This is a genomic window from Methylocaldum marinum (assembly GCF_003584645.1).
Classification (GTDB): Bacteria; Pseudomonadota; Gammaproteobacteria; order Methylococcales; family Methylococcaceae; genus Methylocaldum; species Methylocaldum marinum.
Window position 1 is genome coordinate 5,822,692 of the sequence record NZ_AP017928.1, and the last position, 12,482, is coordinate 5,835,173.

At 57.4% G+C, this 12,482-nt stretch carries 17 protein-coding genes; 16 read left to right on the forward strand and 1 reads right to left on the reverse strand.

The window, feature by feature from the left end; translation table 11 throughout:
- Positions 1–80: 80 nt before the first annotated feature.
- Positions 81–812, forward strand: a complete 732-nt coding sequence (locus sS8_RS26210; RefSeq protein ID WP_119632336.1) for a VPLPA-CTERM sorting domain-containing protein — start codon at positions 81–83, stop codon at positions 810–812.
- Between the two features lie 185 nt (positions 813–997).
- Here the strand turns inward: sS8_RS26210 and sS8_RS26215 are convergent, their stop codons facing one another.
- On the reverse strand, positions 998–1,351 hold the full coding sequence (locus sS8_RS26215; protein ID WP_119632337.1) for a hypothetical protein: 354 nt from the start codon (positions 1,349–1,351) through the stop codon (positions 998–1,000).
- A gap of 341 nt (positions 1,352–1,692) precedes the next feature.
- Here sS8_RS26215 and sS8_RS26220 point away from each other — a divergent pair, with 341 nt between their 5' ends.
- The 15 genes from sS8_RS26220 to sS8_RS26290 all read left to right on the forward strand — a co-directional run bounded on the left by sS8_RS26220 (position 1,693) and on the right by sS8_RS26290 (position 12,481).
- Complete coding sequence (locus sS8_RS26220; protein WP_119632338.1) at positions 1,693–3,036, forward strand: (Fe-S)-binding protein; 1,344 nt, start codon at positions 1,693–1,695, stop codon at positions 3,034–3,036.
- Between the two features lie 15 nt (positions 3,037–3,051).
- Positions 3,052–3,276: a hypothetical protein gene (locus tag sS8_RS26225; protein WP_119632339.1), complete on the forward strand. Its 225-nt coding sequence runs from the start codon at positions 3,052–3,054 to the stop codon at positions 3,274–3,276.
- Between the two features lie 8 nt (positions 3,277–3,284).
- Positions 3,285–3,608: a Rieske 2Fe-2S domain-containing protein gene (locus sS8_RS26230; RefSeq protein ID WP_119633027.1), complete on the forward strand. Its 324-nt coding sequence runs from the start codon at positions 3,285–3,287 to the stop codon at positions 3,606–3,608.
- Positions 3,609–3,671: 63 nt separating this feature from the next.
- Positions 3,672–3,953, forward strand: a complete 282-nt coding sequence (locus sS8_RS26235) for a hypothetical protein (RefSeq protein WP_179952387.1) — start codon at positions 3,672–3,674, stop codon at positions 3,951–3,953.
- Positions 3,954–3,986: 33 nt separating this feature from the next.
- The gene (gene rsxA, locus sS8_RS26240) at positions 3,987–4,568 is read left to right on the forward strand and encodes an electron transport complex subunit RsxA (protein ID WP_119632340.1); all 582 of its coding nucleotides are present in this window, start codon (positions 3,987–3,989) and stop codon (positions 4,566–4,568) included.
- 8 nt (positions 4,569–4,576) lie between these two features.
- Complete coding sequence (gene rsxB, locus sS8_RS26245) at positions 4,577–5,122, forward strand: electron transport complex subunit RsxB (RefSeq protein ID WP_119632341.1); 546 nt, start codon at positions 4,577–4,579, stop codon at positions 5,120–5,122.
- A gap of 2 nt (positions 5,123–5,124) precedes the next feature.
- On the forward strand, positions 5,125–6,585 hold the full coding sequence (rsxC, locus tag sS8_RS26250) for an electron transport complex subunit RsxC (protein WP_119632342.1): 1,461 nt from the start codon (positions 5,125–5,127) through the stop codon (positions 6,583–6,585).
- Positions 6,582–7,664, forward strand: coding sequence for an RnfABCDGE type electron transport complex subunit D (locus sS8_RS26255; RefSeq protein ID WP_331852271.1), 1,083 nt, complete (start codon positions 6,582–6,584; stop codon positions 7,662–7,664). The genes rsxC and sS8_RS26255 overlap by 4 nt, the downstream gene beginning before the upstream one ends.
- Positions 7,661–8,365: an electron transport complex subunit RsxG gene (gene rsxG, locus sS8_RS26260; protein WP_119632343.1), complete on the forward strand. Its 705-nt coding sequence runs from the start codon at positions 7,661–7,663 to the stop codon at positions 8,363–8,365. Before sS8_RS26255 ends, rsxG begins: the two co-directional genes overlap by 4 nt.
- A gap of 15 nt (positions 8,366–8,380) precedes the next feature.
- Positions 8,381–9,070, forward strand: a complete 690-nt coding sequence (locus tag sS8_RS26265) for an electron transport complex subunit E (RefSeq protein ID WP_119632344.1) — start codon at positions 8,381–8,383, stop codon at positions 9,068–9,070.
- Positions 9,071–9,086: 16 nt separating this feature from the next.
- Positions 9,087–9,383, forward strand: a complete 297-nt coding sequence (locus tag sS8_RS26270; RefSeq protein ID WP_119632345.1) for an RnfH family protein — start codon at positions 9,087–9,089, stop codon at positions 9,381–9,383.
- A gap of 55 nt (positions 9,384–9,438) precedes the next feature.
- Positions 9,439–9,903: a bacterioferritin gene (gene bfr, locus sS8_RS26275; protein WP_119632346.1), complete on the forward strand. Its 465-nt coding sequence runs from the start codon at positions 9,439–9,441 to the stop codon at positions 9,901–9,903.
- Positions 9,904–10,204: 301 nt separating this feature from the next.
- Positions 10,205–11,782 carry a nitrogenase cofactor biosynthesis protein NifB gene (gene nifB / locus sS8_RS26280; protein WP_197716639.1) on the forward strand — a complete coding sequence of 526 codons (1,578 nt, stop codon included), beginning with the start codon at positions 10,205–10,207 and terminating at the stop codon, positions 11,780–11,782.
- A gap of 87 nt (positions 11,783–11,869) precedes the next feature.
- Entirely contained in the window at positions 11,870–12,094 is a 225-nt protein-coding gene (locus sS8_RS26285) for a 4Fe-4S binding protein (RefSeq protein ID WP_119632347.1), read from the forward strand.
- A 9-nt stretch (positions 12,095–12,103) separates the two neighbouring features.
- On the forward strand, positions 12,104–12,481 hold the full coding sequence (locus sS8_RS26290) for a HesB/IscA family protein (RefSeq protein WP_119633030.1): 378 nt from the start codon (positions 12,104–12,106) through the stop codon (positions 12,479–12,481).
- The last annotated feature ends 1 nt before the right edge of the window (position 12,482 follow it).

Below are 12,482 nucleotides of genomic sequence, written 5' to 3' on the forward strand. Positions count from 1 at the left end.
AAGACCTTTGAACGTCGATTGGCTCACCGTCTCAGACGGGCGGTGAATCGGAACACAGCCATTAATGGAGCAATAACACGATGATGAAGTCAATTTCTACAAGGCTTGCAGCGGTTTTTTTGTTGGCCTCTTCGGCCGGTTCGTATGCTGCGACCGTAGACGACCTGCCGGCGATTCCCGGCATTCCCCCGGCGGGTTCTCCCGCCTTCGTCAATACTCTCAAGCTTAAGTTGAGCAATTTCGGCGACGGATACAAGCTCACCGCGACCGCTGTGAAAAACCAGCCATTCCTCTTTCAGCTGGGCTCCGACAACTATGAGATCACGGGTGGCACTTATAGCTTGAATGCCTATTTTGATCAGGACTCCAACCTCGATACGGTAAGAAGCAACGTTCAAATCCGGGGCACCTTCAGCGATGCGGCGCTGGAAGCGTTGAGCGGCACCGAAAGACAGCATGAACTGTGGGGCGGGAATCTGTTCTCAGCCCGTCTCGACAACGTCGGGCTCAACCTGGAAGACGGAAATCTCGCAGTGGGCTTCGCCACCGCGGATTTCGGCGGCTGGGCCTCCCAGTTCGGGAACTACGAAAGCATTTGGCTGTTCGATTTCAGCCCGTCCGCAAACAACGTATTCGGTTTCTTGGACGGTCTCTACAAGGGAACGCTGCAAGCAAGCGCCGTTACGACAGTTCCGTTGCCTGCCGGGATTTGGCTGATGGGCTCGGCGCTCATCGGCTTCGGATTGATCGGATCCCGCCGGAATGCGATCTCCGAGTCTAAGAAACTCCCGTTCGACACCGCTTCGGCCTAATAGCCGGCTCGACATAAAAGGATTTCCTGCGGCGCAGGGATGCGCCGACAATATCAGCCGTCATAAACGGCTTTCTTTCCATATGAAGGCGGATCCACGCCTACCGAACCGGGCGTCGATTCCCCGCATGGCGGTGTATTGCCAAGGGACAACACCCGAAGCCATGCCTGCCGAGCGGCAGGACGCTAGCGTTCGAGCTCGTGCTCCTCGACCAACTCCGGTGCTTGCTTGATGTAGCGCCTGGGACAATGATCCAGGCGGTCGGACCAGACTTTCAGCTTCAGCCATTTGCCGCCCGTAAGCCGCCAGGCGATGACCCGCTCCCAGTAAACGCCAACCTCGATGGGGAATTCGTCCGCGTCGAAGCGGTCTTCGGTCAGTGTGAATTCATGCCGATAGAAGCAGCGGGCTCCTAGATCGTCGAACCCCACTTCCTTGCTGGCATGAGCAAAGTCGTCCACGCGCCGTTGGATGGTAACGGGCACCACCGCTTGCCCGGAGTAGTCTTCCGGCAGTTCGGCGTTCCAGTGAATGGCCATGGCAAACCCCCAGTGATCAGATAGTGATATGGTCTCGGTGGCCCAATATCGCGAGCTCCGGAAACCCCGGACCGGTTCGATTTTACATTTTCACGCTATTTAGTAAAGGAAATATCGTGGTACGGTGTGGCAAAGAAGGAGGGATGTCGAGACTCGGACAGACAGCGACAAGTTGGCTGGACTTGAGGCGTTTTGTCATGAACCCGACATAGCGAGAACGCGTGCAGGCTGCTGACGCCACAAAAGTAATCCTTATAAAACAATCCTCTATGCCTGTGATGAGAATGGGCATCGTTATTGCTTGATGGTTCGGGAAAGTTTTTCATGTTTCATTTCGCGCAATGGATACCCAACTCGACTGGTCAGCCTACGACAGCTACGGTGCGGGCGACGCTTATGCGGCGGTACCCGCCGCGGGCGGCGCGTTCGGCAAAGCCGCGGCCGTCTGCATCGGAAACCGGCAATGCCAGCGCACCGAAAAGGGCGTGATGTGCCCGAGCTTTCGTGCAACCCATAATACGGTTCACTCTACGCAACATCGAGCAGCCACACTCAAGGCAGCTCTCAACGGCGAGTTGGGCGCGGAGCCTTTTGTCGGCCCCGAGCTTGCCGAAGCCATGGATTTGTGCGTCGGCTGCAAGGGCTGTAAACGCGAGTGTCCCAATGGCGTGGACATGGCTTTGCTTCGCGTCGAGACGCTCGCGCAGCGCTGGGCCGCGCGTGGAGGCGCTCCCTTGCGCGAACGGCTTTTCGCCCATTTGCCTCGTTTCGCGAACCGTTTCTCCATGTTGAATCCACTGATCGCGCTGCGCGAACGCTGGTCGCCCCTGGCGAGGTGGATAGAACGAGTATTGGGTATTGCCGCCAAGCGCTCGCTGCCGCGCAGTGCAGCACGCAGTTTCATGTCGTCTGCACCGGTTGAAGCCGTCGGCACTCCGGACGGACGCGAAATCGTTTTGCTGGTGGATACCTTTTCCAATCATTTCGATACCGAAACCGCGGAGGCCGCGCTGGAGTTGCTCGCAGCGGGCGGTTACCGGATACACCTTGCAAGGCCGCCGGCGGGCGAGCGGCCGCTGTGTTGCGGGCGGACCTACCTTTCCCATGGTTTGATCGCGGACGCCCGGGCCGAGGCGCGCCGGATGGTTGAAGCACTCTGGCCGTATGTGGAACGCGGGCTGCCCGTGGTCGGGCTCGAGCCGTCCTGTCTTCTGATGCTGCGTGACGAGTATTACAGCCTCGGGCTCGGCGAAAAAGTCGAGAAAATCGCCAAGGCTGCGGTTCTCCTGGAAGAATTCCTCGCCCGAGAACATGATGCGAAACGCCTCGCTCTGTCTTTTAAGTCCATGTCCGGAGTGCGGGCAATGGTGCATGGACATTGCCACCAAAAGGCATTCGGCGCGCTGAAAGCGATGCGCAAGGTGCTCGGGTTGGTGCCGGAATTCCAGGTCGAATTTATCGAATCGAGCTGCTGCGGGATGGCCGGCGCTTTCGGACTGGAAGCCGAACACTACGAAGTCTCCATGCAGATGGCCGAACTCGCACTGTTGCCGAAAGTACGGGAGGCTGATCCGGACACCTTATTGATTGCCAACGGTACCAGTTGCCGCCACCAGATCCGTGACGGTGCGGAACGCGAGAGCATGCATTTCGTACGGGTACTTCGTATGGCTCTGGCTACTTAAACAGAGGAGAAAACAATGACGGTTGCATCGGGTTTTTTCGTGGATTGGGCCGGCAATGCGCGCCGTACCGAAGAGCCGGGCGGAGGTTACCGCTGCGAAGTGGATACGGTAGCGCGTTATGTCGCGGTGCTATCCGCTAAAGGTACGCTGATCCACGAAGGCACCTTTTACAAGACCATGGCGGACATGGCAGCGGCCGGAATCAAGGCCCAGTTGGTGGACGCCTCGGTGCCTTGGTAGGCGGGATTGTGAGTTACACCAGTCTATGCAAGTACAGGAACCTCGGAGAAGGCGACATGGTGGCCTTTAACGTGGAAGGACGCGAGATTTTGCTGGTATGGCCGAAGGGCGGAGAACTCAAGGCATTTCAAGGGACTTGCCCGCATCACAACGGCCATCTGAAGTATGGCGGCTTTGACGGACGAACCATCCGGTGCACTTTTCACGATTGGGTGTTCGACGCGCGTACCGGGCGCGGCGTGATGCCCCCGCATTGTTCTCTGGCAGAGTATCCGCTGCGGATCGCGGACGGGTTGGTTCAGGTGTCGCTTGTCGGGTGTTCACCAACCTGAATCGGTGAGTGTTCTTATCAAGAATTTAAGCTTTGTTACTCATATCACTTTGGGAAAACTGTTATGGCTAATTACGACAAACTGAAGAATGACATGGCGATTTGCGACGGCGAAAGACTCGGTGGGTATGCCACACCCTGCCGAGGACAGCTGTATCGCTGCACGGCTTGCGGCGCCGTAGGCTGCCGGCAAAACAAGGAAAATGCCTGCAGCAAACAGGGGTTCGACGTCGCGTTCAAGTGCTACGCCTGCGGTGCCGTCGGTAAAGAAGAATTGGTGGCTTCCGGGCACGAGGCCAGCAAGAGTGCGGCGAGCACGGCGGAGCGGGTGGCGAACACCGACTGAGGAAAAACGGAAATCGGCGGAGGCGATACGACGATGCACGATTACCTGATGCTTTTACTGGGCACCGCCCTTGTCAACAACGTGGTTTTAGTCAAGTTCCTGGGGCTGTGTCCCTTCATGGGCGTGTCCAAGAAGCTGGATTCGGCCCTCGGCATGGGATTGGCGACCACCTTCGTACTAACGTTGACCGCCGTGGCCAGCTGGTTCCTGGAACATTACCTGCTGGCCCCGCTCGATATCGGATTCCTCAGGATTCTGTCCTTTATCCTGGTCATCGCCGCCGTGGTTCAGTTCACCGAGATGGTGGTGCGCAAGACTAGCCCGGTGCTCTATCAAGTTCTGGGTATTTTTCTGCCCCTCATCACGACCAACTGCGCCGTGCTGGGAGTGGCTCTGCTGAACATCCAGCAGGAATACGACTTTTTACATAGCGCCCTGTTCGGATTCGGTTCCGCATTGGGTTTTACCTTGGTGATGGTGATTTTTGCCGGCATTCGGGAGCGCTTGGCTCTCATGAGCGTTCCGGAAGCTTTTGCCGGCGTGCCGATCGCTTTCATTTCCGCCGGGATTCTGTCCCTGGCGTTCATGGGATTTGCAGGACTCAACACACATTAGGCCAGCTTATGTACATCCTATTCGCCGTAGTCAGCCTTACCGCCTTAGGACTTGCTTTGGGTTTCATGCTCGGAGCCGCCGCTCGGTATTTCAAGGTCGAAGATAACCCGCTGATCGACGAGATTGAGAAGATGATGCCGGGATCGCAATGCGGCCAATGCGGCTATCCGGGCTGCCGGCCGGCGGCGGAAGCTCTGGTCGCGGGTAAGGCTTCCGCTACGCTGTGTCCTCCCGGGGGCAAAGCCTTGGCCGAACAGCTGGCGAACAAGCTATCGCTCGACATCGACCTGGCCGGTGTGGAAGACCAGCTCCCCATGGTGGCCAGGGTCAGTGAAGCGACGTGTATCGGTTGCACCCGCTGTTTCAAGGTTTGTCCCACCGACGCCATCGTCGGAGCGCCCAAACAGATACACGCGGTGGTCGCCGACGCCTGCATCGCCTGCGGCAAGTGCGTCGAGGTTTGCCCCACCGAGTGTCTCGGCATGCAGCCCATCGAAACCACCCTGCGCAACTGGCGCTGGTCGAAACCGGATTTGGCGGCGGCCGGAGCCTGACCATGGTCGTACTCGATATCAACGCACTCTGGCGAAGGCGCAGCAAAATCCGGGGCGGCGTCCATCCGGAACCGCGTAAGGAAACGACCGCAGACAAGCCTATCGTTACCGATTTTCCGCTGCCCGAACGTCTCTACCTGCCGCTGCAGCAACACCTGGGGCAACCCGCGGATCCAGTGGTCCGCGCCGGCGACAAAGTATTGAAGGGGCAATTGCTGGCAGCCAGCCGGGGAGCGGTCTCGGCTTCGGTGCATGCATCGACGTCGGGAACCGTCATCGGCATCGAGGATTATCCTGCTCCGCATCCTTCCGGACTGCCGACTCCGACGATTATTCTCGAACCGGACGGGGATGATCGCTGGATCGAAGGGGATGAAGAAACCGATCCGTTCAGTCTCACGCCGGATGAGCTCTGCGCCCGCGTCGATCGCGCGGGCATCGTCGGGCTCGGAGGTGCGGCCTTTCCGTCGGCGATGAAATTGAACCTGGGATGGCGAACGCGGATACACACCCTCATCATCAACGGCGGCGAGTGCGAACCCTATTTGACTTGCGACGACCGGCTGATGCGCGAGCGTGCCGCGGGTATCGTCGAAGGCGTGCGGATCATGCTCCATGGGCTGCAATGCCCAACCGCCCTCATCGCGATCGAGGACAACAAGCCGGAAGCCTACTCGGCCATGGCGGATGCGGCGAAAAAGCACGGCCGCATCGAGGTGGTAAAAGTCCCATCTTTATATCCCATGGGCTGGGAAAAGAATCTCGTGACCCATCTGACCGGCAAGGAAGTACCCGCCGGCGGACGCCCCACCGATGTGGGCGTGCTGCTCCACAACGTTGCTACCGCGTATGCCGTACAGCAGGCGGTTCGTTACGGAAGGCCCTTGATCAGCCGGGTGGTCACGGTCAGCGGAGAAGCGGTCGAGTCGCCGCGCAACATCGAGGCGCCGTTCGGTACTCCGCTGTCCGAGCTTCTCGCCTTTTGCGGACATAGGCCCGAGCGAACCGCCCGTTATGTGATGGGCGGACCCATGATGGGCGACCACTTGCCGCACGTCGAGGTTCCCTTGGTCAAGCGTACCAGCGGAATTCTGGCGTTAACGCCCGAAGAAATCCAGGCGGCGGATGCCCGACCGTGCATCCGCTGTGGACGCTGCGTCAGCGCCTGTCCGGTCGGTCTTCTGCCTCTGGAGATGATGACCCGCATTCGGGCGGGGCAGCTCGACGCCGCCGTGGGCTTCGGTCTTCGTGACTGTATCAGCTGTAGTTCCTGTTCGTATGTCTGTCCGTCGCGCATTCCTTTGGTTCATTACTTCAAATATGCGAGCGGAGAGCTGATGGCGCACCAACAGGCGCAACAGAAGACTGAACACACCAACCGGCTGGCCGAGGAAAAACGACAGCGGCTGGAACGTGCAAAGCAGCGCCGGGCGCAGCCGGCCAACAAGGGGGCCGGATCGTGAGCAAGGTTTATCTGCCCGTCGCACCCATGAGTCGCGCCGAACACCCGGTGCAGGGCATCATGGCGCAGGTCATGTTTGCCCTGTTGCCGGCAACCGGGTTCGGTTTGTTTCTGTTCGGCTGGCCGGCGATCTATCTATTTCTGTTAACTGTCTTGTCAGCGGTGCTGTTCGAAGCCGTTTGCCTGAAATTATCGGGCAAACCGGCTTCGCTTTTTTTGTGGGACGGTTCCGCTTTGTTAACCGGGTGGTTACTGGCTTTGAGCCTTCCACCCTGGGCTCCCTGGTGGCTCGGCGTAACCGGAGCGGGCCTTGCGATCGTCGTCGGAAAACAGATCTATGGCGGCATCGGCCAGAATCTATTCAATCCGGCGATGCTTGCCCGAGTCGCCTTGCTGGTGTCGTTTCCACTGGAGATGACGACCTGGGTACAGCCTGCGCCATTATTTTCGGACCATGGCCCCGGCTTTTTGCAGGCGCTTGCGATCACTTTCGGCGGTGCCGGCGGAATCGACGGATACACCAGTGCAACCGTAATAGGTCACGCCAAGACCGAATTGTCGCAAGGTAAAACGCTCACCGAGGCTTTCGCGAACGGTCAGTTCGGATTGGCAGGCGCGTGGCTCGGGTGGATGCCCGGCAGCCTGGGCGAAACCTCGGCTCCCCTGGTGGCATGCGGCGGGCTTTGGCTACTGCGGAAGCGAATCATCACCTGGCACATACCGCTTTCCCTGCTGGGCACGGTTGCAGCGCTGGCTTCAGTCTTCTATCTCATCGACAGCGAGCGTTATCTCGGACCACTGTGGCATCTGGGTTCAGGTGGCGTGATGCTGGCTGCATTTTTCATCGCCACCGATTACGTCACTTCGCCCGGAAGCCCGCGGGGCCAACTCATTTTCGGCGCGGGCTGCGGCCTTCTGATCTTCGTTATTCGCACCTGGGGCGGATTTCCCGAGGGCGTGGGCTTCGCCGTTCTGTTGATGAACGCACTCACGCCGGTGATCGACTATTACGTCCGGCCGCGCATCTACGGACGCGATTACAAGGGGAGGCCCCTGAAGATGCCGGAGGGTAAAGAATGATCAGTCTCAATCGTAAGCCGCATGGGCAGGCGTCCGGTGGTTACTGGGAAAAACTCCGGAAGAGCTTCGATGACATGGATGCCCTGCGGCAGCGTCTGGATTATCAGACCGCTCTACTGGCGGTTTGCGCATTGGCCGCCAGTCTGCTCCTGGGCATGGGCGATCTGGTGACCAAAGGCTCCATAGCAGAACGCCAGGCAGAGGATCTCAAGGCAACACTCGGTCAGGTGCTGCCGGAAGGGATATACGATAACGACGTGCTGGCGGAGCCGCGCTTGGTTCCGTCGGCGGGCGAGGAAACAGGACTTGAACAAACCGAGGTTTTCATCGCCAAGAAGGGAAGCGAAGTCACCGCCGTTGCCTTCAAAATGTTGGCCACGGGCGGTTACGCAGGCGACCTTACCCTAATGCTCGGGGTGGACCGCGAGGGGAAAATTCTCGGCGCGCGGGTGATTGCGCACGCCGAAACACCGGGCTTGGGCGACAAGGTCGAAACGTCGAAGTCCAACTGGATTCTTGGATTTAACGGTCGCTCCTTGGGCAACACGTCCGCTCAAGCTTGGCGGGTCAAAAAGGATGGCGGCGACTTCGATCAATTCGCCGGAGCCACCATTACGCCGCGAGCGGTGGTCAAGGGCGTCGAAGGCGGGCTCAAATTCTTCGAGCGCCACCGCCGGGAGCTTCTCGCGGCAACCGATTAACGGAGGAAAGCCGTCATGTCCGAATCTTTACTCAAAATGACCAAAGACGGTTTGTGGAGCAATAACATCGTCTTCAGTCAGAGTATCGCGCTGTGTCCCCTTTTGGCGGTAACCGGCACGACCACCAACGGGCTAGGAATGGGTATCGCCACAACTGGCGTGCTGATGATGTGTAATCTGCTGGTTTCTTATGGACGGCAGCTCATTCCGTCGGAAATCCGAATTCCCGTCTTCGTGGCGCTCATCGCCATGGTCGTCACGCTGGTGGATATGGTGATGAATGCCTGGCTGCATGAACTGCACAAGGTACTGGGACTTTTCATTCCGCTGATCGTGACCAACTGTGCCATTCTCGGCCGCGCCGAAGCCTATGCTTCGCGAAAGCCCCCGGCCTATGCATTATTCGACGGCCTCATGATGGGGCTGGGATTCACCCTGGCGCTGGTCGTCCTGGGTGCTGCCAGGGAAGTCAGCGGTGCCGGAACCTTGTTCGCCAATGCGTCGCTTTTGCTGGGAGACGGATTTGCCTGGCTGGAAACCACACTGATTCCGGAGTATCGCGGATTCTTGCTGATGGCCCTTCCGCCAGGCGGATTTTTAATGCTCGGCTTTATTCTTGCCGGCAAGCGATTGCTGGATAAGCGTTTGGCCCAGCGGCCGGAACCGAATCGGGCGATTGATCAACCTTTGGCTGAAAACGTCTAAAGTCAGGTGAAGAAAAATGCACGTGGGTGTATGTTACGCGGTAGCGGATAGGCAAGTCTGGATGAGGCTGGAAATTCCAGACAACAGCGTGGTAGAAGAAGCAATCCGCCGCTCCGGTATCCTGGAGTGCTTCCCCGAAATCGATCTAAGCAAACAGAAGGTCGGTATCTTCGGCAAACTCGTGAAGCTCGACAGTCCCGTCAGCGACGGCGATCGCATCGAAATCTACCGTCCAATCACTGCCGATCCCAAGAAGGTCAAGCGTCGCCGCACGGCGAGCGATGATGATGATGATGATGACGACGACGATTGAGCGTGTGGCGCTTGGATTATTTTCGCTATAACAATTCCAAAGGAGAACTTTCCACGTGAAAGGCGACAGTAAGGTTATCGAATATCTCAACAAAGTTCTCACTAATGAACTGGCTGCAATCAATCAGTATTTTCTGCACGCGAGGATGTTTAAGAACTGGGGCCTGCACAAACTTAACGATAAGGAGTATCACGAGTCGATCGACGAGATGAAACATGCCGATCGGCTGATAGAACGCGTCCTGTTCCTCGAAGGTCTTCCGAATCTCCAGGATCTCGGCAGGCTCAAAATCGGCGAACATACGTCGGAAATGTTGCAATGCGACCTGGCTCTGGAAATGGAAGCCATTCCGTTACTGCGGGAAGCCATTGCCTATTGTGAAAAAGTAAACGATTACATCAGTCGCGAACTCCTCGAAAAAATACTCGAAAGCGAGGAGGAGCACGTCGATTGGATCGAAACCCAGTTGGATCTGATCGGTAGAATCGGTATCCAGAATTACGAGCAGTCGATGATGTAGCTCGACCCGTTGCGAAAGGCGGACTTGGGCGGTCTCGGACCGCCCTTTTTTTGTCCGCTTTTAAACAAATTCCAGTGAATGTAGGCAGATTTGTATTTGTCCGGACATAGTTAATTACCCTCTACAATATCTATCATATTGATAATAAAGGATGTTATGAGTGGTACGCGGATTGCACTGTAAAAATCGGTACTAGGTTCAACCGATGTTTCGGTTCCGACGGTCCAGCCGCACGACGAGGAAATGCCGCGAAGACCGATCGGGGATGGAACAGCACGAGTAGATAGAACAGGAGCAAGCCATGCAGACAGAGCAGCATCAATCAGGTGCCGACGGCGCGGAAAACCACGCCGGAGCGAACGTAGACGAAATCATGCAAAAGGTCGCCGAGCATAAAGGCTGCGGCACCTCGGGTGGATCCGGAAAAGCCAGTTGTGGTTCCGGAGCGGGCGAAAACGACTTGCCAACAGAAATCTGGGAAAAAGTCAAAAATCACCCCTGTTATAGCGAAGAGGCTCACCACCATTACGCGCGTATGCACGTAGCGGTCGCGCCGGCCTGTAACATCCAGTGTAATTACTGCAATCGTAAATACGATTGCGCCAACGAAAGCCGCCCGGGCGTCGTGAGCGAAAAACTCACGCCGGAACAGGCAGCGAAGAAGGTTCTGGCGGTCGCCTCGACAATTCCCCAAATGACCGTGCTCGGAATCGCCGGCCCCGGCGATCCACTCGCTAACCCGGAAAAAACCTTCAAGACCTTCGAACTGGTCGCAAAATATGCGCCTGACATCAAGCTGTGCGTATCGACCAACGGGCTGACCTTGCCCGATCACGTGGAGCGGCTTTCCAAGTACAACATCGATCATGTAACCATCACCATTAACATGGTCGATCCGGAAGTCGGCGCCAAGATCTATCCTTGGGTCTACTACAACAAGAAACGCTACCATGGCGTTGAAGCGGCGAAGATCCTCACCGATCGTCAGCTGCAAGGTCTCGAAATGCTCACCGAACGCGGCATCTTGTCCAAGATTAATTCGGTGATGATCCCGGGAATCAATGACGAGCATCTCGTCGAAGTCAATAAAGCCGTGAAGTCGCGCGGCGCCTTCCTGCACAACATCATGCCGCTGATTTCGGCTCCCGAGCACGGTACGGTGTTTGGGCTCACCGGTCAGCGCGGTCCGACGGCGCAAGAGCTCAAGGCCCTGCAAGACAATTGCGAAGGCGAAATGAACATGATGCGGCATTGCCGCCAGTGCCGGGCAGACGCCGTCGGGCTTCTCGGCGAAGACCGCAGTGCCGAGTTCACCACCGACAAGGTCATGGAAATGGAGGTCAGTTACGATCTCGAAGCTCGCAAGGCTTATCAGGAAGCGGTTGAAAAGGAACGTCAAGCAGTGGTTGACGCCAAGAAAGCCGAGCTCGCGGGCCTTGCCGGCGAACATTCCGACATCAAGATGCTCATTGCCGTAGCTACCAAGGGTAGCGGCAAAGTCAACGAGCATTTCGGGCACGCCAAGGAGTTCCAGGTGTACGAGCTCTCCACCTCGGGCGCCAAATTCGTCGGTCATCGCCGCGTCGATCTCTATTGCCAGGGCGGTTACGGCGAAGAGGATTCTCTTGCCACGATCATTCGCGCCATTAACGATTGCCACGCGGTATTTGTCGCCAAGATCGGCGGCTGTCCGAAGAATGATCTCAAGGCGGCCGGCATAGATCCCGTCGATCAATATGCCGGGGAGTTCATCGAGCAGTCCGCAATTGCCTACTTCAAGGATTATTTGGATAAGGTCAAGAGCGGCGAAATCCAGCACGTGGAGCGCGGCGACGCGCAGATCCGTCAGGGCGCTTTGACCGCGGCGGAAGCGGCTTAAGTTCCTACCGTTTTACGGTCTTCACCCGTCTCCCGGAGCGCTCGGTTCCGGGAGACGGCCTTAACAGCCTGAGAGAGGAGTGAAAACATGGCCTACAAAATCGTTAAAGACAACTGCACCGGTTGTTCCGCTTGTGAACCCGAGTGCCCCAATGAAGCGATTTCGGAGTCGAAGGATGGTCTTTTCATCATCGATCCCGCCAAATGCACCGAATGCATCGGCCATCATGACCAACCGCAGTGCGTCGCTGTCTGCCCCATCGAGGAGACCTGCGTCATCGACGACAACTACCCCCGTTATCAAGCCGCCTAGGTGGAAAACATGGATTTAACAATCACCCCGACTGCTGAAAAGTTTATCCGACGCATGGTGCGTTTCGGTAGTGCCGGCGAAGACGCCGGCTTCCGTTTGTCGGTGAGTCCCGGCGGCTGCTCCGGCCTGGCTTCCGAATTCAGCGTGGAATCCGAGCCCAAACCGGGCGACACTGTGGTCGTTCATAACGGCCTCAAGTTATTCCTGCCGGAGGAAAGCCGTACGCTGCTGCAAGGCGTTACCATCGATTTCTCCGAGACGCCGACGTCCAGCGGTTTTGTTTTCCATAATCCAAATTCGACCGGTTGCAGTACCTGCAGCAGTAGTTCGTCGGCGAGTGCGGCGACCGTGTCGATATCCGCCATTCAAGTCAAGAGCAGTCATTAAC

Excerpts from the sequence above, each read along its gene's own strand:
- sS8_RS26210 (WP_119632336.1), top strand. The coding sequence starts at position 81 with ATGATGAAGTCAATTTCTACAAGGCTTGCAGCGGTTTTTTTGTTGGCC.
- sS8_RS26215 (WP_119632337.1), bottom strand. The coding sequence starts at position 1,351 with ATGGCCATTCACTGGAACGCCGAACTGCCGGAAGACTACTCCGGGCAA.
- sS8_RS26220 (WP_119632338.1), top strand. The coding sequence starts at position 1,693 with ATGGATACCCAACTCGACTGGTCAGCCTACGACAGCTACGGTGCGGGC.
- sS8_RS26225 (WP_119632339.1), top strand. The coding sequence starts at position 3,052 with ATGACGGTTGCATCGGGTTTTTTCGTGGATTGGGCCGGCAATGCGCGC.
- sS8_RS26235 (WP_179952387.1), top strand. The coding sequence starts at position 3,672 with ATGGCTAATTACGACAAACTGAAGAATGACATGGCGATTTGCGACGGC.
- rsxA (WP_119632340.1), top strand. The coding sequence starts at position 3,987 with ATGCACGATTACCTGATGCTTTTACTGGGCACCGCCCTTGTCAACAAC.
- rsxB (WP_119632341.1), top strand. The coding sequence starts at position 4,577 with ATGTACATCCTATTCGCCGTAGTCAGCCTTACCGCCTTAGGACTTGCT.
- rsxC (WP_119632342.1), top strand. The coding sequence starts at position 5,125 with ATGGTCGTACTCGATATCAACGCACTCTGGCGAAGGCGCAGCAAAATC.
- rsxG (WP_119632343.1), top strand. The coding sequence starts at position 7,661 with ATGATCAGTCTCAATCGTAAGCCGCATGGGCAGGCGTCCGGTGGTTAC.
- sS8_RS26265 (WP_119632344.1), top strand. The coding sequence starts at position 8,381 with ATGTCCGAATCTTTACTCAAAATGACCAAAGACGGTTTGTGGAGCAAT.
- sS8_RS26270 (WP_119632345.1), top strand. The coding sequence starts at position 9,087 with ATGCACGTGGGTGTATGTTACGCGGTAGCGGATAGGCAAGTCTGGATG.
- nifB (WP_197716639.1), top strand. The coding sequence starts at position 10,205 with ATGCAGACAGAGCAGCATCAATCAGGTGCCGACGGCGCGGAAAACCAC.
- sS8_RS26285 (WP_119632347.1), top strand. The coding sequence starts at position 11,870 with ATGGCCTACAAAATCGTTAAAGACAACTGCACCGGTTGTTCCGCTTGT.
- sS8_RS26290 (WP_119633030.1), top strand. The coding sequence starts at position 12,104 with ATGGATTTAACAATCACCCCGACTGCTGAAAAGTTTATCCGACGCATG.